Origin of the sequence: Ekhidna sp. (genome assembly GCF_965247405.1) — a bacterium.
In the GTDB taxonomy this organism is placed as follows: Bacteria; Bacteroidota; Bacteroidia; order Cytophagales; family Cyclobacteriaceae; genus Ekhidna.
The window spans coordinates 1,195,378-1,212,500 of the sequence record NZ_OZ252014.1 but is presented as its reverse complement, the minus strand read 5'-3'; the positions used below and the strand labels follow the sequence as shown (position 1 = coordinate 1,212,500).

At 39.5% G+C, this 17,123-nt stretch carries 18 protein-coding genes, 2 rRNA genes and 1 pseudogene (1 of these 21 running past the window's edge); 14 read left to right on the top strand and 7 right to left on the bottom strand.

Annotated elements, in window-relative coordinates; all coding sequences use genetic code 11:
- The 10 genes and pseudogenes from ACP14Y_RS05400 to ACP14Y_RS05355 all read left to right on the top strand — a co-directional run.
- Positions 1 to 884, top strand: a 23S ribosomal RNA gene (locus ACP14Y_RS05400) (it extends 1,982 nt beyond the left edge of the window).
- A 92-nt stretch (positions 885 to 976) separates the two neighbouring features.
- Positions 977 to 1,088 (top strand): 5S ribosomal RNA (rrf, locus tag ACP14Y_RS05395).
- Between the two features lie 93 nt (positions 1,089 to 1,181).
- Positions 1,182 to 1,376: pseudogene (locus tag ACP14Y_RS05390) on the top strand (BatA domain-containing protein); the annotation flags it as partial.
- Positions 1,377 to 1,484: 108 nt separating this feature from the next.
- Positions 1,485 to 3,035 (top strand): hypothetical protein, encoded by a 1,551-nt coding sequence (locus ACP14Y_RS05385; RefSeq protein WP_424964450.1) that lies wholly within the window; start codon positions 1,485 to 1,487, stop codon positions 3,033 to 3,035.
- The gene (locus tag ACP14Y_RS05380; protein WP_424961941.1) at positions 3,032 to 4,282 is read left to right on the top strand and encodes a dihydroorotase; all 1,251 of its coding nucleotides are present in this window, start codon (positions 3,032 to 3,034) and stop codon (positions 4,280 to 4,282) included. Before ACP14Y_RS05385 ends, ACP14Y_RS05380 begins: the two co-directional genes overlap by 4 nt.
- A gap of 2 nt (positions 4,283 to 4,284) precedes the next feature.
- Entirely contained in the window at positions 4,285 to 4,794 is a 510-nt protein-coding gene (locus tag ACP14Y_RS05375; RefSeq protein ID WP_424961940.1) for a DUF4199 domain-containing protein, read from the top strand.
- 3 nt (positions 4,795 to 4,797) lie between these two features.
- The gene (locus ACP14Y_RS05370) at positions 4,798 to 5,322 is read left to right on the top strand and encodes a DUF4199 domain-containing protein (RefSeq protein ID WP_349563451.1); all 525 of its coding nucleotides are present in this window, start codon (positions 4,798 to 4,800) and stop codon (positions 5,320 to 5,322) included.
- Positions 5,312 to 6,301, top strand: a complete 990-nt coding sequence (locus ACP14Y_RS05365; RefSeq protein WP_424961939.1) for a glycosyltransferase family 2 protein — start codon at positions 5,312 to 5,314, stop codon at positions 6,299 to 6,301. The genes ACP14Y_RS05370 and ACP14Y_RS05365 overlap by 11 nt, the downstream gene beginning before the upstream one ends.
- Entirely contained in the window at positions 6,294 to 7,259 is a 966-nt protein-coding gene (locus tag ACP14Y_RS05360) for a glycosyltransferase (RefSeq protein ID WP_424961938.1), read from the top strand. Before ACP14Y_RS05365 ends, ACP14Y_RS05360 begins: the two co-directional genes overlap by 8 nt.
- Positions 7,260 to 7,274: 15 nt before the next feature.
- A complete protein-coding gene (locus tag ACP14Y_RS05355; RefSeq protein WP_349563448.1) occupies positions 7,275 to 7,682 on the top strand; it encodes a DUF2721 domain-containing protein in 408 nt (135 codons plus the stop codon).
- Between the two features lie 95 nt (positions 7,683 to 7,777).
- Here ACP14Y_RS05355 and ACP14Y_RS05350 read toward each other — a convergent pair whose 3' ends face one another.
- The 4 genes from ACP14Y_RS05350 to ACP14Y_RS05335 form a co-directional block, all read right to left on the bottom strand.
- A complete protein-coding gene (locus tag ACP14Y_RS05350) occupies positions 7,778 to 9,043 on the bottom strand; it encodes a cation:proton antiporter (protein WP_424961937.1) in 1,266 nt (421 codons plus the stop codon).
- A gap of 121 nt (positions 9,044 to 9,164) precedes the next feature.
- Positions 9,165 to 9,794 carry a response regulator transcription factor gene (locus ACP14Y_RS05345; RefSeq protein ID WP_349563446.1) on the bottom strand — a complete coding sequence of 210 codons (630 nt, stop codon included), beginning with the start codon at positions 9,792 to 9,794 and terminating at the stop codon, positions 9,165 to 9,167.
- A complete protein-coding gene (locus ACP14Y_RS05340; protein ID WP_424961936.1) occupies positions 9,791 to 11,491 on the bottom strand; it encodes an ATP-binding protein in 1,701 nt (566 codons plus the stop codon). Before ACP14Y_RS05340 ends, ACP14Y_RS05345 begins: the two co-directional genes overlap by 4 nt.
- An 89-nt stretch (positions 11,492 to 11,580) precedes the next feature.
- Positions 11,581 to 11,913: a MotA/TolQ/ExbB proton channel family protein gene (locus tag ACP14Y_RS05335; protein WP_424961935.1), complete on the bottom strand. Its 333-nt coding sequence runs from the start codon at positions 11,911 to 11,913 to the stop codon at positions 11,581 to 11,583.
- Positions 11,914 to 12,048: 135 nt separating this feature from the next.
- Between ACP14Y_RS05335 and ACP14Y_RS05330 the strand changes: the two genes are divergently transcribed.
- Positions 12,049 to 12,810, top strand: coding sequence for a LytR/AlgR family response regulator transcription factor (locus ACP14Y_RS05330; protein ID WP_424961934.1), 762 nt, complete (start codon positions 12,049 to 12,051; stop codon positions 12,808 to 12,810).
- On the opposite strand, the gene ACP14Y_RS05325 is transcribed toward ACP14Y_RS05330, so the two are convergent.
- Together ACP14Y_RS05325 and ACP14Y_RS05320 are read right to left on the bottom strand one after the other, a co-directional pair.
- Positions 12,800 to 13,660, bottom strand: coding sequence for a hypothetical protein (locus ACP14Y_RS05325; RefSeq protein WP_424961933.1), 861 nt, complete (start codon positions 13,658 to 13,660; stop codon positions 12,800 to 12,802). The genes ACP14Y_RS05330 and ACP14Y_RS05325 overlap by 11 nt on opposite strands.
- Positions 13,657 to 14,598, bottom strand: a complete 942-nt coding sequence (locus ACP14Y_RS05320; protein ID WP_424961932.1) for a carbon-nitrogen hydrolase family protein — start codon at positions 14,596 to 14,598, stop codon at positions 13,657 to 13,659. Before ACP14Y_RS05320 ends, ACP14Y_RS05325 begins: the two co-directional genes overlap by 4 nt.
- Before the next feature lie 65 nt (positions 14,599 to 14,663).
- Here ACP14Y_RS05320 and ACP14Y_RS05315 point away from each other — a divergent pair, with 65 nt between their 5' ends.
- Genes ACP14Y_RS05315 through ACP14Y_RS05305 form a run of 3 tightly spaced genes read left to right on the top strand, consistent with a single transcriptional unit; the run spans position 14,664 to position 16,653 of the window.
- Complete coding sequence (locus ACP14Y_RS05315; protein ID WP_424961931.1) at positions 14,664 to 15,689, top strand: sensor histidine kinase; 1,026 nt, start codon at positions 14,664 to 14,666, stop codon at positions 15,687 to 15,689.
- Positions 15,686 to 16,039: a response regulator gene (locus ACP14Y_RS05310; protein WP_424961930.1), complete on the top strand. Its 354-nt coding sequence runs from the start codon at positions 15,686 to 15,688 to the stop codon at positions 16,037 to 16,039. The genes ACP14Y_RS05315 and ACP14Y_RS05310 overlap by 4 nt, the downstream gene beginning before the upstream one ends.
- Positions 16,040 to 16,050: 11 nt before the next feature.
- Positions 16,051 to 16,653, top strand: a complete 603-nt coding sequence (locus ACP14Y_RS05305; RefSeq protein ID WP_424961929.1) for a hypothetical protein — start codon at positions 16,051 to 16,053, stop codon at positions 16,651 to 16,653.
- Here the strand turns inward: ACP14Y_RS05305 and ACP14Y_RS05300 are convergent.
- On the bottom strand, positions 16,650 to 17,054 hold the full coding sequence (locus ACP14Y_RS05300; protein ID WP_424961928.1) for an OsmC family protein: 405 nt from the start codon (positions 17,052 to 17,054) through the stop codon (positions 16,650 to 16,652). The genes ACP14Y_RS05305 and ACP14Y_RS05300 overlap by 4 nt on opposite strands.
- Between the last annotated feature and the right edge of the window lie 69 nt (positions 17,055 to 17,123).

The window sequence follows — 17,123 nt, the reverse complement described above, 5'->3', positions numbered from 1 at the left end:
CTGTCTCAACCATGAGCTCGGTGAAATTGTAGTTCCGGTGAAGATGCCGGATACCCGCAACGGGACGGAAAGACCCCGTGAACCTTTACTATAGCTTCACATTGGTATTGGGTAAATGATGTGTAGGATAGCTGGGAGACTCTGAAGCTGTGTCGTCAGGCATGGTGGAGTCGTTGGTGAAATACCAGCCTTTATTTATCTGATGCCTAACCCCGAAAGGGAGACAGTGTGTGGTGGGTAGTTTGACTGGGGTGGTCGCCTCCAAAAGAGTAACGGAGGCTTTCAAAGGTACCCTCAGCACGCTTGGTAACCGTGCGCAGAGTGCAATAGCATAAGGGTGCTTGACTGTGAGGCCTACAAGCCGAGCAGGTAGGAAACTAGGATATAGTGATCCGGCGGTTCTGTATGGAAGGGCCGTCGCTCAAAGGATAAAAGGTACTCCGGGGATAACAGGCTGATCTCCCCCAAGAGCTCATATCGACGGGGAGGTTTGGCACCTCGATGTCGGCTCGTCACATCCTGGGGCTGGAGAAGGTCCCAAGGGTTGGGCTGTTCGCCCATTAAAGTGGCACGCGAGCTGGGTTCAGAACGTCGTGAGACAGTTCGGTCCCTATCTGTTGTGGGCGCAAGAAATTTGAGTAGATCTGACTTTAGTACGAGAGGACCGAGTTGGACAAACCGCTGGTGTACCAGTTGTTCCGCCAGGAGCACTGCTGGGTAGCTACGTTTGGAAGGGATAAGCACTGAAAGCATCTAAGTGCGAAACCCACTACAAGATGAGATTTCTTTTAAGGGATGTTCTAGATTAGGACGTAGATAGGCTGCAGGTGTAAAGGCAGTAATGTCAAAGCTGAGCAGTACTAATTACCCATAAGCTTTCTTAAAGCGTTTCGATAAACTCGCAATTTTTCAAGTGAATCTTTCTTTTATATGTCAAGACATTAAGTCCTGTCCAATAATGGATATAGGCAAAATTTATGGTGATTATAGCGACGGGGTCCACCTCTTCCCATTCCGAACAGAGAAGTTAAGCCCGTCAGCGCTGATGGTACTGCCGTAATAGGTGGGAGAGTAAGTCGTTGCCAGTTTATTAACAAAGCCCTCTTAGAAATAAGAGGGCTTTTTTTGTTTTATAATAACTTACCACCTAGGAAGTCGTTTAGTCAATTTTATATTAGCATATGGTGATTTGGTGGGTCCTTTCTCTTTTTCTAGCAGTTCCGATTCTGGTTCATCTATTTGATTTTCGAAGGGCTAAAAAGCTCTATTTTTCGACTATTAAATACATTGATAAGCTGTCTTCTAAAACTAAGTCAAAGTCAAGACTGAAATATTTGCTGGTCTTAGGAAATCGAATTCTATTTTTTTGTTGCGTTCTATTTTGTCTGTGGCAATTGTTGGTCTTCGATGCTAAAATAAATGGGCCCGTATTCGTTTATTACGATAACTCAATCAGCTCATCCTATAGTAAAGGAGATCTTGTTTTGGAGGAAACAGTGCAATCCTTGCTTGATAGAGGTTTGAAACCAATCAGTCTTTATGACAATTTAAGTTCTCAGCAGGTATCCTCTTTATCTGATTTATCAATTCCTCATAGCTATACCTCTGTAGATTTAAATCGTTTTTTTAGTAATGAATTTAAACGTGAAGGTAGTAGTCTTTTTATTTCTGATTTTCAACTAATAAAAGTTCAGGAACTGCAGGAATTTGATATTGATTCCAACCGACATTATGATCTCGTATTGTTGAATGACCTAAATGATGACAGAAATGTATTTGTAGATAGCCTATGGATCGAGGTAAATTCTAGTGATTTATCCAAGTTATCAATTTTTGTGGATTTTGTAGTGTCCAATGCTATTGATGGAAATTTGGTTGTGAAGTTAATTCAAGAAGGGAGGCAATTGAGCTCTGTTGTTAAAGGCGTTGAGGGATTGAATGTCATTGAATTTGATGTTCCAATTGATGCATATGGACAATACTCTTTGATGATAAGTGGTGATGATGTGCTATACGATAATGAGTTTTATTTCATTCAAGAAGTGAGTAACAAACCATCTATTACGATTTTGAATAAAGGAGATTCGAGGGCAATTGAGGAGGTTTTTAACAATCCTGCACTTTTTGAAACTGAAATTTTGGACATTCAGAATTTGGACTATGAATTGATAAGTGGATCAGATTTAATTGTTTTTAATGCTTTTACGGAGCTTCCAAGCAACTTAATTGATCAATTTGCCGATAAGCATTTTCTTATAATCCCGTCTGATTCTATCGAAAATCAATCATACGAAAATCTGGAAGGATTATCTTTTTCTTCAAGACAGGCAAATAATCTTCAGATTGATATGGTGGAAGGTAATTTGCTAATGAGAGGAATTTTTGAGAAGAATGCTTCACCTGGTTCACTTCCGATTTTAAAACCAGTATTTAATGTCCAAGGCTCATATGAGCCAATTATTAATTATCGAGATAATAGTCCTTTTCTTTTCGTTAATGAAAGGAAATATGTTTTCAATACTGCTTTGAATGCAGTTTCAGGATTTGAAACCAATGCTTTATTTCTACCTATTTTATATCAAATTGCTTTTTCCTCTGTGGGTGGTATAGAAGCACCTTATGTTTATCCTGGAAAAACTGTTGAGCTTAATGTTTCTACTTCAGATGTACCAATCAGGATGGTAAAAGATGGATTTGAGTTAATTCCTACTTTCAATTCATCGGGATCACAAACCGTGATTCAAGTTCCGGAAAATATTGATCCTGGATTTTATTACTTAATTCAAGAAGAGGACACTTTACGGCAAATTGCAATTAATATTCCTAAAGAGGAATCAATAATGATTTCTCCAACCCTCGATGAATTAAAACTAACTTTCGAGAAATTTGAAAATGTGAATGTTTCTGAAGCTTACAATGGATCAGGAAATACCGTCTTTGCAACGGCAGAACCTATTGGCTTATGGAAATATGCATTAATTTTGGCCATATTGTTAGTTCTTACTGAAACAATGCTGCATAGATATTTCAGATGAGCATATTGCTGAAGAATGTTTACGTCTTAGATCCCCACTCACCAGCTCACACTAAGCAAGCTAACATACTTATTGAAAAAGGTAAGATTACTTCACTCAATGGAAAATCTGCACAAAAGGAAATCGACCTTCAGGGAAGGATGGTGAGTTGTGGCTGGGTGGATTTAAATGCACAATTCTGTGATCCAGGAAATGAGCACAGAGAAGATATTAATAGTGGTTCAGAAGTGGCTAGTGCGGGGGGATTTACAGATGTATGTTTAATCCCCGAAACAGAACCTCCTGTTACGTCAAAAAGTAACGTCAGTTACTTGATCAGAAAAGCACCTAATTATTTAGACATACATCCGCTTGCTGCTGTCAGTGATTCATTAGAGGGCGAGAACCTGACAGAAATGCTGGATTTACATGAATCTGGTGCGGTTGCTTTTTCAGAGGGTGATCAAGCAATCTGGAATGCCAAGCTCCTTTTAAAAGCGCTGCAGTACACTGGTGACATTAATGTTCCAATTGTACAGAATGCCAGAGATTTTAATCTTTCTCAAGGTACACATATGCATGAAGGTAAGGTGAGCACTCTTTTAGGATTGAGAGGTGAGCCTTCACTTTCTGAAGAGTTAATTATTCAGCGTGATATTGATATACTCAAGTATAGTGGAGGGAGCATCCACTTTAGTCGTCTTTCAACCGCTCGAGGTGTTGAGCTAATTAAAAAAGCTAAAAAAGAAGGACTATCTGTGACCTGTGATGTGGGGATTCATCATTTATTATTTTCTGAAAATGATATTGGTGATTTTGATACCAACCATAAAAGTTTGCCGCCCTATCGATCAGAGAAGGATAGAAAAGCTTTGGTTAAAGGAGTAAAGGATGGAACGATTGAAGCGATTTGTTCCAACCACCGTCCCTTGGATCAGGAGTGCAAACAGCTGGAATTTGATCTGGCAGATCCAGGAAGCATATCACTCCAGACCTTTTACCCATCGCTATTAAAGCTATCTAAGGAAATCCCAATGGAAATTCTAATAGAGAAGGTAACATATGGTCCAAGAAAGATCATGAGAATGGAGGAATTTAAGATTGACAAAGGAGAGAAGGCCAAACTAACCATCTTTGATCCACACAGGGAATGGAAGTTGAATGATACCTCCAATTTGTCAAAATCCCGAAATTCTCCTTTTTGGAACTCTGAATTAAAGGGGGAGGTGATTGGTACGATTAACGGAACCAGTATAAAGCTTAAATAACCGTGATAAAATCCACGATCAAGTATTCCATTTTATGTGGAGTATTCCTAATAGGTCTATTCTTCATTTCCATCAATTTTGGTAGTAATCCATTGTTGGATATGCGACATTTCTTCTTTGATTTAGGTGTTTTTTTTCTATTCATATATTTCAGCGGTAAGGAATTTAAGGACTACAGGAATGACGGTTATTTCCATTTTTGGCAAGGCATCAGTATTGGTTTTATCGTAATGATTCCCGCTGTACTGATTTTTTCTATAGCTTTTTATACTGTTTTTGAAGCGAACCCAGAATTACTTGATGCATACAAGGAAGGAGCTAAAGCCATGTTGGTAGACAAGAAAGACTTATATCTAGAAAAGTTCTCCGTAGAGCAGTACCAGCAACAGCTTGCCGCTGTGGATGAAGAAACAACAGTTCGGCTGTTGATAAGCACCTTTTGGAAGAAAATCATCGCTGGGTTCCTTATAACTCCTGTAGTTGGGATAATTTTAAGAAAAAAACCTAAATAAACTATGAACAATCACGCAATCAAATCCGGACTGATGGTAGGTGTAATTGGTATTGTCCTTACCCTACTCCTTTATATAGTAAATGCAGCCCTTCTTGTGTCCATGTGGATGCTTTTGTTTTTTATCGTATTTCTAGCTCTAGTATGCTATTTCGGTATTCAGCATAGAAACGAAATAGGAGGATACATGTCTTTTGGAAAAGCATGGGTGTACTCTATGCAAGTTTTCATTGCAGCAGGGCTTTTAAGTACCATCTTCAATCTACTATTGTATAATGTGATTGATCCTGAACTGCCTGAAATGTTAGCTGACCAGTCTGTAGAAAATGCTGAGTCGATGATGCGTAATTTCGGCATGCCAGAGGATCAAATGGATGAAGCCCTTGAAAAAACCAGATCAGATACATTAGATCGATTCACAGTATCAGGTTCTGTTATGGGATTTTTATGGGGATTAATTATTTATGCCATACTTTCGCTTATAACTGGGGCAATAATTAAGAAGAAAGAACCTGAACTTGAAGGCTAAAGATCTATCGATAGTTATACCTGTTTATAATGAGGAAGAATCCATTCCAGAGCTTTTGGAGTGGATTTTTCGCGTTGTAGATGAAGGTGATATTAATACTGAAATATTGCTTGTTGATGATGGAAGCTCTGACAGTTCGTGGGCTGTAATAAGCAAGTTTGCCAAAATAGATCAGCGAGTAGTTGGCTATCGGTTTAATCGGAATTACGGTAAATCAGCAGCTCTTCAAACTGGTTTTAACAAAGCCAGCGGAAATGTAGTCATTACCATGGATGCTGACATGCAGGACAGTCCGGATGAGATTCCGGAACTGATGAAGATGTTGACAACTCTGGATTTGCACATTGTTTCCGGCTGGAAGAAAAAGCGACATGATCCTATAAGTAAAACCATTCCTTCAAAACTTTTCAACTGGGTCACCCGGATGGTTTCAGGTATAGGGTTGCATGATTTTAACTGCGGGCTAAAAGCTTATCAAAGAGACGTGGTTAAAAATATCCACGTATATGGAGAAATGCATCGCTATATTCCGCTCATTGCTAAGTGGAACGGGTTTAATAAGATAGGAGAAAAGGAAGTAGCGCACAGGGCACGAAAGTATGGTTCTACGAAGTACGGTATGAAGCGCTTTGTAACAGGTTTTTTGGATTTACTTTCTGTCACGTTCGTTTCAAGATTTAAGAAAAATCCGATGCACTTTTTCGGTGTTTTTGGCAGCCTGTCTTTCATAGGTGGTTTCTTTATTACCCTATGGATCATTGGAGAGAAACTATATCGTCAATATCACGGAATGGCTCGAAGAGACGTTGTTGATCAACCACTCTTCTTTCTGGCCTTAGTTGCTTTGATAGTGGGAATGCAGCTGTTTTTGGCTGGATTTATTGCGGAAATGATGATCCAATTAAATCAAAAAAAAGGCGACTATCTGATAGCTGAAAAGACCGAGGATCCTATCACATCCACGGAGAACTATGCCTAAATATTCAATCATTGTTCCTGTATACAATCGTCCTGATGAAATAGATGAGTTGCTTGAAAGTCTTGTTGGTCAGACTCACAAGGATTTTGAGGTGCTCATTGTTGAGGACGGCTCTACTCAAAAGTGTGATGATATCATCCCAAAGTACCGCTCAAAACTCAATATTTCTTATTTCTACAAGGAAAATAGCGGACAGGGATTTAGCAGGAATTATGGTTTTGAAAGAGCAAGGGGTGAATGGTTTATCGTATTTGATTCTGATTGTATCATCCCCTCAAATTATCTTGAGGAGATAGAGAAATATTTAGATATTCATGATGTCGATGCTTTTGGTGGTCCAGATCGGGCTCATGAAAGCTTTAGCGATGTGCAAAAGGCAATCTCATATTCTATGACTTCATTGTTTACTACCGGAGGGATTAGGGGGAGTAAAAAACACGTTGGAGTGTTCCATCCCAGAAGTTTTAATATGGGAATTCACAAGCGGGTGTTTGAAAAAACAAAGGGATATATCTTACCAAAGAAGGGGGAGGATATTGAATTTAGCATCCGGATTGTTCGGGAAGGTTTTAAGACTGCTTTAATAGAGAAAGCATTTGTTTATCATAAACGAAGAACCAATTTCAGGCAATTCTACAAGCAACTTCACTTTTTTGGGACCGCACGCATCAATATTTTTAGATTTTTCAAGTCTGAACTAAAACTGGTTCATTTTTTTCCAGCTATATTCTTCATTGGGGTGATTGCTGGCTTCATTTCTTTTTTTGTACTTCCACCCATTGCACGGATTATATTATCACTATATCTGGTGTATTTGGTAGCAATTCTTATTGATTCGACATTAAAAACAAGAAGCCTGTTCATTGGTTTTTTGTCGGTATTCGCATCTGTTATTCAATTGACAGCTTATGGAATAGGGTTCATTAAAGAAGGCTTGATTTACCTAAGAAAAGGTTAGTAGTATCTTTGAAGTATGCAAATCACTTTAACTACGCCGGCCCTTTTATTCCCAGCAATTTCGTTGCTCCTTCTCGCATACACCAATCGATTTTTAGCAATAGCAACGTTAATTCGTCAGCTCCATAAAAGTTACCTAAGTGATCCTAAGAGTGTGCTTGAAGGGCAACTTAAGAACTTAAGAAAGCGCTTGTTTTTGATTAGAGCCATGCAATTGTTTGGAGTAATGAGCCTTCTTCTTTGTGTGTTGGCTATGTTCTTCATTTACCTGAAAGTAGGAGAGTGGGGAAGTGGAATTTTTGGGATATCCCTTGTTTTGCTCTTGCTTTCATTAATCATCTCCGTAAGAGAAATCCAACTATCCACCAAAGCGTTAGATCTGGAGCTGAGTGATATGGAGCTTGGTAGCAAACTTAAATTCTAAATCACAAAAGCACTCCCGCAAATTGTGTTGCGAGAGGCTTCTGTATATCCACCAAAAAAGGACCTAACTACTTTAAAAAACCACTTATGAAATACTTAGTCCATCCATTTCATGGGGTGCTTGTCGTTGTAGTATTTCATCACTTTTGTAAGCGTAAAACCCTGATATAGGACCGAGCAAACTACAACTACGTATGTCATGGTAACGATGATTTCCTGTCCCGGGAAGTTGGTTAATGAGAGTGAAACAGCTACTGGTAGCCCTCCCCTAAGTGCTCCCCATGATAGCACCGGGATGGTGCCATCATCAAAGGAGCGACTCATCGACATCAACCTGATGGGTATGAATACACTTACCCACCTAGCGAATAGCGCAAAATTGACTGCAAAGAAACCTAATGCGAAATAGTCAAGTCGAAGAGGGATAACCAACATTTCAAAACCAATTAGCACGAAAAGCATTGCAGCCAAAGTTTCCTCTAATAGTTGCCAAAAACGATATACGTATGCGCCAACTGCATTTTCCCCCTTTTCATTTCGGCCGTAATTGCCAAGAATTAATCCTGTAGTAGCAGCTACCATCATAGAAGAGACATACATTAGGTCTGCGACGTAGGATCCGCCCATCACCAGGGCCAGAGTAACCAGCACCTCAACCTCTACTTTGTCATTGTCAATGTAATTCAGGACAGAGTAACCCAACCAACCAAAGAACAGGCCGGCGATAAGTCCACCTCCCAGGTCCCTAATCAAGACCCAAGCTGCGCCTGTAAAATTTAGTGAACCCATGGCGGCCTGTTCTTTGTAAATGTTTACTAACACGAGAGCGAGCACGATGGCAATTGCACCATTGAGCAGCGCTTCTCCAGATATTTTTGTCTCCAACTCATTGGACATCTTAAACCTGCGGATGGTTTTTGTGATGGCTACAGGGTCAGTGGAGGAAATAAGTGCTCCGAATACCAATGAAGCAATGTAGCTTAAGGTAATGCCCAGCAAACCTGCAGTAAAGTATATCAAGGTTGCTATGACGAAAGTGGAAATGAGTACTCCAAAGAATGAAAGCACTAAAACTGGTATGAGCTGATCTCCAAGCTTTTTGAAGTCAACATTTAATCCTCCCGCGAATAACATAACACTGAGCACAAAACGATAAAGTACTTCCGCGAAATCGTATTTTTTTACGTGTTCAGCCAGATGAAACTCAGGAAAAAGAAAACCGAACACGAATACTAGCAGCGAAAGTGCCAACGCTAAAATTGTCAGCCCTATCGAGGATGGAAGCTTTAAATAAAATGTATTTATGAAAATAAATACACCCGAAAAAAATATAAGTACCGCAATGATGTCGAAGATGCTCATGGCTATCCTGTTTTGAGTTATCAAAAGTATGATTTTGATCAATACAGTGATCTCTGAAAATTGTTGTATAATCTTTTCAGAGATTTTCAGGAAGAGACCGTCCGTATTTTTACGGATGCAGCTAGATGAGATTCAAATGAGCTGCTTTTTTAATAAGCTCCGCCGTATTTTGAACTTTCAATTTTTTCATCATATTCACCCGATGAGTTTCCACCGTTCGGGCACTTACAAAAAGCTGCTCGGCTATTTCTTTGGTGGTCTGGCCTTCGGAAACCAATGTTAGAACCTCCATTTCACGATCGGATAGTTTTTTATGAGATTCCCCTTCTATGGCCATATTCCCAATCATGAGTTGGGATATTTCACTATTGAAATGCTTTTTCCCGTTAGCAACATTTTTAATGGCTTGAATCAGTTCATTTTCGTCTGCATTTTTGATCAGGTAACCAAATGCTCCATTTCTTACCGCTTTTACTACGTACTGTCCTTCTGCATGCATCGTGAGTACAATGAATCTTACATCAGGAAATTTTGCGCGGCAATCCTCTATTGCTTCAAGACCATTTATGCCGGGCATGGTGATATCAATAAGAACAATGTGAGGGTCAGTGCTAGCCAATAGCCCGAATAAATCTTCTGCAGATGAGGCTTCACCTACAACCTCCAAATCTTCGTTTTTTGATAAGAGTGAAATAATTCCCTCTCTGAATAGCTGGTGATCATCAACTACTATAATTCTAATCTTACTCATGGTAGTGGAATTTCTACTTCTATGGTTGTTCCTTTATTATTTGTACGTATGTCTATTGTCCCATTCGCCAGCTTTACGCGTTCTTTCATGTTTCGAATACCATTTCCGTGAGAGGATTTTTCCTGATCGAAACCGATCCCATTATCGGCAATAAAGAATCCAACATGATCCTCAAATTCACTCATTGATACTTTAAGTTCAGTCGCTTTAGAATGTTTAATTGCGTTATTAATAGACTCTTGCGCAATTCGGTATAGGGCGATGTGAATGTCATCATCAATGTCAGATTCTGCGGGCATATCGTTTTTGTAAAGCACGCGAATTGAGAAATTATCTTCAATTTGCTTTAATAAGTTACCTATTGCTTCACCGGCACCAAAATCCACAAGAACATTTGGCATCAGGTTGTTGCTCATTCGTCTTACCTCGCCAATGGTTTCATCCAGTCTTTGTAATAATTGTTTTTTTGTATCCTCACTTAATTCAGCTGCCTGAAGATTCATTCTGAGGGTCGTCAATAATGGCCCAAGACCATCGTGCATTTCTTTAGAGAGCCTGGATCGTTCTTTTTCCTCACCGTTCAGGATAGAGCGCTGATTTTCTTTTAATAGTCGTTGTTCATTTTCCTTAAAGGCACGCAGCTTTTCTTTCATTTGAATCAATGCAGCTCCCATTTTATCCTGCTTGCTTAGTGGCTTGTAGTCAGCATCAAAGTTTCCTGAACCGATCTCATTTGCAAAGACCACTGTCTCTCTAAGCGCACTTACAAGCTTTTCCAGTGCCATAAACATTCGTCCGATCTCATCTTCTCTTTTTTCATCGTATGGAACTTCATTTAATACACCTTTAGACATATTCATCAAGGTTTTTTCCATGGTAACGATCGGTCGGACAATCATTCTGGAGAGGAAGTAGGATACCACTAACACAAAAACCAGGATGACAATGAAAATGTAGAATAGGTTGTTTTGTAGTTTTTTAAGGGGGAATAAGGCTTCCTGACGATCTATTTCCGTCAAAATCACCCACTTCAGTCCGTTTATGTTTATGCCTTCGTACGAACTAAACACCTCGGCACCCCTGTAATCAGAGTAGGTAGCTTCTTCAGACTCTCCATTTAGAGCTCTGATGACACCCTGTGTTTTTACTTCCACCTGAGGATTTTTCACATTAAATCTGGGTTTTGTAAGCAACTGATAATTTTCCCCTACCAGGTAGGACTCCCCGGTCTGTCCCAAACCAGTTCGTTCCAATAAGATTTCCTGTATACCTGGAATCTCAGCGATTGCCACCAGAATTCCTTCATCTTTTTTTCCGATAAATCCAACTTTGATTTGCCCAACGGGATGAAGCGGAGACAGATCTACCAGTTGAACATTTGAATTTATCGGTACGCTGAATCCCTTTTCAATTAACGAGTCAGGAAGCTTTTCATACCTGGTCAATGATGCAAAATATTCGTCCTCTACATGCTCTTCACTCAGTAATTGTCTGAATGCTGCAATTCTATCATTGAGCTCTGTTTTAATTTTGACAATCTTAAGCTGTTTCACCGATGACAGCTGTAGCAATACACGTTCCTTAAGTGCAGTGTCAAATTGTGTGTAGAAGAGTGAGCTCAGCATGGCAATTAGCACTAGAGACAAAGCCACTAGTAGCATCGCCAGTTTATTACCAATATTTACTCTGCTAAGCATCGTGTAAAATTATCTGGTTAATTTTTTTAAGATAATAAGGAAAAATACGGATGAAAGAAATGGCAAAAGCCGGAACCCCGGCTTTAAACTCACTTTCTGTTTTTGATAATAATAGCAAGCAAGATCGCCACGATGTAAATGATGACTCCATACATCGTAGTGATCATGGACACTTTGAGTCCACCCGCAAGCATGGCAGGTGACACTGCTCCCATCTGCTGAATAGCCTCAAAAGCTGAAAACATACCAATGAGTTGTCCAAGAATTCCTGTAATGACAGCCAGCAAACCGACATTTTTTATTTGTCCCACAGATTGATCCTTGCTGAGGAAGCATTTTGTGGCAAAGAAAACAACTGCTGCCAGTTGGATTGTGAGGATACTCATAAAGAGCATTCCTCCCATTTGAAATAATTCAATCATAATTTTTCATTTTTGTTAAACATGGCAACAAAGCAAGAATTACTGTCTCTTGAATGAAAGGTAGTATCCACTCTCAAACATGTCGTTTGTCTTTTTTACTTACATTTTTCCGCGAAAAAGTACATCTTCGGCTTCATGTTCGCTAAAAAACAATGGATTTTCTGGCTCAGTGTATGGCTGCTATTAGTTCTCCTGTTCAGCACATCACTGAATGGATTCATCGTTTCCACTTATTTCGTTACACTCCTGATGCCAATAGTTATAGCCACTTCAGTTTTTTTTAATCGTTTTTTGGTGCCCAGGTATTTGCTTCAAAACAGGAAATGGACATTTAGTCTTTATTTTTTCTATATGCTGGTAGTTTCGATTTACCTGGAGCTGCTGGTGATGGTGCTGGCGTTCGTCATTCTGGCTGATTATCAGATCGATAATTTAGGGAAAATTGCGGGTGATATTTATCTACTCACACTCATTCTTTATTTGGTGGTGCTAGTGGAAGGATTGGTCTTATCCATTCAAAAATTAAAAGAGAATGCCAAAAGAATAGAGGAAATAGAGCTTCAGCTAGTGAAGCATAGGCGTGAAGAAATTACAATTCGTTGCAATCGAAAGAATGTGCTTTTGAAACTATTTAACATTCAATTCATTGAGAGTTTAGGTGATTATGTAAAGGTTCATGCAAAGGATCGAACGTACACAACCAAAGAAAAAATTAGCACTTTTGAGGGAAGACTTCCGGATTCCTTCATACGAATTCACCGCTCTTTCCTCGTTAATAAGGATCATGTTGATTTTTTTAATAAAGAAGTTGTCAATGTAGGTGATAAGGAGTTACCCATCGGAAGGAAGTACAAAAAATCGGCATCTGAGGCTCTTCAAGCTAGTCTCATTGCCTAAAGAATCTTTTTCCTTTAAAGCTGAACGAGTGAAGCGTGTGAAATGTGAATACGGTTTCCTCCGTTGAGCTCAGGGAGAGATTGCCCTCATTGCTCATTACGTAAAATTGGATTTTGACACCTTCAGAATTAATGTCAAGCAAGTAGAATTGTTGCTGATCCTGATCAAATCCAAAGTATTCGATGTTACCGGTTCCTTGATCTATTTTTAGTACATCAGGTTTTACTTTTTGGACGTTCCATGGTTGGCCTTCATCAGATTTGAAATCACCTTCCAGGATGGTGAAAATAGTTTTGATATCACCCTCAGCATTTTTTGGATAAACTTTGGTGCTTGCAAGTATCGCCTGCTCAAGCTTTTGCTTTACTATCTCCGCGTAATTAGAAATGCTGTCATTTAACACCTCCGGAAAGGAAAGAAATAAAAAAGATGTGCTGCTTCCTCTTCTATTATTAATGGTTTTGTGTATCAAATCCTGGAATCCGTAGGTTCTTAGCTCCAGCATTTTACCCTTAACCAGTCTTCCTTTGGTCTTTGCCACCTCGGTTATTTTAAGACTTTTTGGATTGATATCCTGAATTCTAAATGTTCTGATGGTATACGTTTTACTGCGAATGTTTGCTGTATTAGGCTTGTCAGAAGCGATGTGTTTAATGGTTACTTCTCTATCATTATTTATATAAAAGGTATTACTCCACCATTTTTCACCCACATCATCGTAATAAACATAATTCAATTTGCTGTCCAACCAGTCCATGGCCGATTGAAACAGGATTTCATCCTGCTCTGGACTTTGCGCAAGCATAACGGAGGAAAACAAAGAGAAAGAAAAGGCTATCAGTATCCTCATTTTAAAACTGACTGTCTCTCTCTATTCACACTTAAGCTAAGAACATCAGGTCTGGCATAGTGTCCTGAGGGATCAAAGTTTTGTCGTTCTTCACGCACTCTTTTATGATTTATCTCCACCACAATTAAATCTTCTTTATTGACTACAGGCTCAATCACCCATGACCCATCAGGTGCCGCAAGGCATGACCCACCATCCGCTAATGTGCTTTGGGTAACTTTTTGCATTTCTTCTGAGAAAGGAAGATCACCCGGTATATCCATGGGTCTAAAAATACCAGAAACCCCCATCACATAAGATCTGGATTCCTGAGCGATCACAGGAATAAGTTTTTCTGTATTTCTTTTATTTCCCGGCCATATTGAAACATGCAGATCTTCCCCCTGAGCATACATTGCCGCTCTGGCTAATGGCATCCAGTTTTCCCAGCAGTTTAGGCCTCCAACAGTGAACGGAGGTAACTTGTGAGTGATCAGTCCATGTCCATCTCCTATACTCCAGGATAGTCTTTCTTCATAGGTCGGCATTAGTTTCCTATGAATAGACTTTATTTTTCCTTCGTGATCAATAAATATCATTGAACAATATAAGCTATGACCACCTCGGTCGGAAGGGCGCTCTATGGTTCCCAGGTAGACGGAAATTTCTTTTTCTTTAGCAAGTTCACACAGAGAATCAAGCTGGCCTTCCTCAATATTTATTGCTTGCTGTGAGTAAAGTGCATGTATCTCCTTTTGAAAAGATGAATTGAAAGCTGCACCATTTAACTGTTCAAGCCAAAATGGATAGCCGGGAACCAGAGCTTCACCAAATACAATCAATTTTGCATCCTGGTCAGCGGCTTTGGTTACAAAGGTCATCACCTTCTCCAGTGTTTTTTCGCGACTAAGCCAAATAGGCGCTATTTGAGCGATTGCTACTTTGATCGAGTCTTTCATATACTACTGGTCTTAATGGATCACTAAAATAATTGGAATTATCTTGCATATGTAACCACTGCCGGATGAGTACACTAAATGACGAGGATTTACTTGTTAGACTCAATCTGCTAGAGTCTTCTGTGCCACATGCCTGGGTGTCTTGGGATGATCCCAAAACCATCTATGTGGAGAAGAGTACATGTGAAGACATCCTGCCAAAAGGAGATTACAAGCTTGAAAATATGGTTACAGGAGAATGTCTGAAAAATATTCTTTCCTATTATCAGAATATTTCCAACACAACCCTGGAGACAAACTTTACCATAAAAAATAATGGACAAGTTTGTGATGTTACCTGTGCCTCTATTTTGAAGGAAGGTGAGGTTAGAAGCCTGTGGTTTGTCATTCCTGAAAAAGATAATTCTATCTTCTATCTTCAAAATGCCGCCCATGACTTTCGATCACCATTAGCCTCCATACTAGGAGTGGTGAATCTGATGCATCATTCAATAAAGAATGATGAAGAGATAGACAGAGGAGAAATGACTACTTACCTTGACATGATTAAGGTAAATACTGACAAGACATTGAGATTGGCCGATGAGATCATGGAACTGGCTGAGATCGAGTCTGAAAGCTACGATTTAAAAATGAAGCCGATTGTAGTAAAGGATTTTATGTCTAACTATCTAGCAACCCACCGGCTTTTAACTCTTAAAAAGAAAATTACGGTGCAATTTGAGTCAGACTTGAATTCTGAGGCCATGATTAATGAGTCAAAGTTGACACGTGCTCTTGATAATATTATGAGCAATGCGGTCAAATTCAGCAAGCCAGAATCAAATATCAAAGTTCAGCTGACAGAGGAAAATGATGTTATACGGTTAACGATTTCAGATCAAGGAATTGGTATGACTCCAGATATTCTGAAAAATGTTTTTGTGAAGTTTGGCAGCTCCAAAAGAGATGGCCTGGATGGAGAACCAAGTCATGGATTAGGAATGTCCATCGTTCAGCAAATCATGCGACTACATGGAGGAAATGTTGAAATAACCAGCAAAGAGGGAATGGGTACTTCGGTTAGTTTGATTTTAAAAAAGAAGCAATGAAAAAGATAATAATAGCGGACGATTCATTTTTTCAGCGGAAGACGCTTCAGGATATCCTTAAAGATTTGGGACATGAGTCTGAAGCTGTGTCCTCCGGTGAAGAATTACTGGAAAATCTAAGTGCATCTCATGACTGCATTTTTCTGGATCTGTTAATGGGCGGAATGTCAGGTATTGATGTGCTGAAGGAACTCAAAGCCAGAGGCAATGAAACTCCAGTAGTAGTAATAACGGCAGATATACAGAAAGCAAGACGAGAGGAAGTAATGAGTCTGGGTGCTACAGCATTTATGAATAAGGTGGTTAACAAGGATGAACTTGTCTCCATATTGAATAACATTTTTAACTAAGCGATACAGATATGCTCAATTCAAAACAAGTAGATACAATTACAGAGATCATCAACATAGGGGTTGGTAAAGGTTCTGCGTCGCTAAGTCAAATGATTGATGGTGAGATTCTATTGAATGTACCTTACGTAAATGTGATTACGTTCGATGATGTGCTTTCAGAAATAAAAAAGCTTGGAGGTGGCGATCAGGTGCACTCTGTGGAGATGCGGTTTTCCGGTGAATATGAAGGAAGCGCCAATGTGATCCTACCGGGAGACAGTGCCAAGCAGCTGGCCTCACTGTTGATTCATGAAGACCCAGACTCTGCCACCATTGAAGAAATGAAAGATGGTCTAATGATTGAAGTTGGAAATATTATCCTCAATGCGATCATGGGGTCATTTGGTAATATTTTGGATGCACCACTGGACTATCATATGCCAAAAAGCTATCAGGGTGATGTGGAAGGAATATATGGACAGCTCGACAAGCAACGATACAATCAGGTGCTCGTATGTCACACAAATTTTTCCATTCGTGGCAAGAATATTAGCGGTGATATACTTATTATGTACGAGATGGGCTCGTTTGATAAATTATCAGATATGCTCAATAAGATGATAGAAAGCTAGTCTCTGATAATCTCGAACGAATGGGTTTGCTCTGCACTCAATGATCCCGCAACGGAGCAGTATTTCGTGGTAGCAAGATCAACAATTCTTTCAGCCTCCTCCTCAGTAAGGTCAGGAGAATAGATGGAATATTTTAAATGAATTTTTGTGAAGCCACGCGGATGTTCGTCTCTTCGTTCCCCGCTAATCTCTGCTTTCAGGTCTACAAAGGTTTTTCTGCGTTTTTTCACCATTGAAACAATCTCAACTGCGGCACAGGCACCCAACGCAGACAATAGCATTTCAGTGGGTGATTGATACTGTTTGACGTCTGCAGATCGCATGTCGACCTCTATTTGATTACCGTTTTCATTGGTGGAGGTAAACTCTTCGTCACCTTTATATTTCAAGTCTATTTTCATGGAATTTAATTTAAAACCAAAATTACCTTTGATATCATCAAGATAAGATAACATCAGGCTAAAAATAGG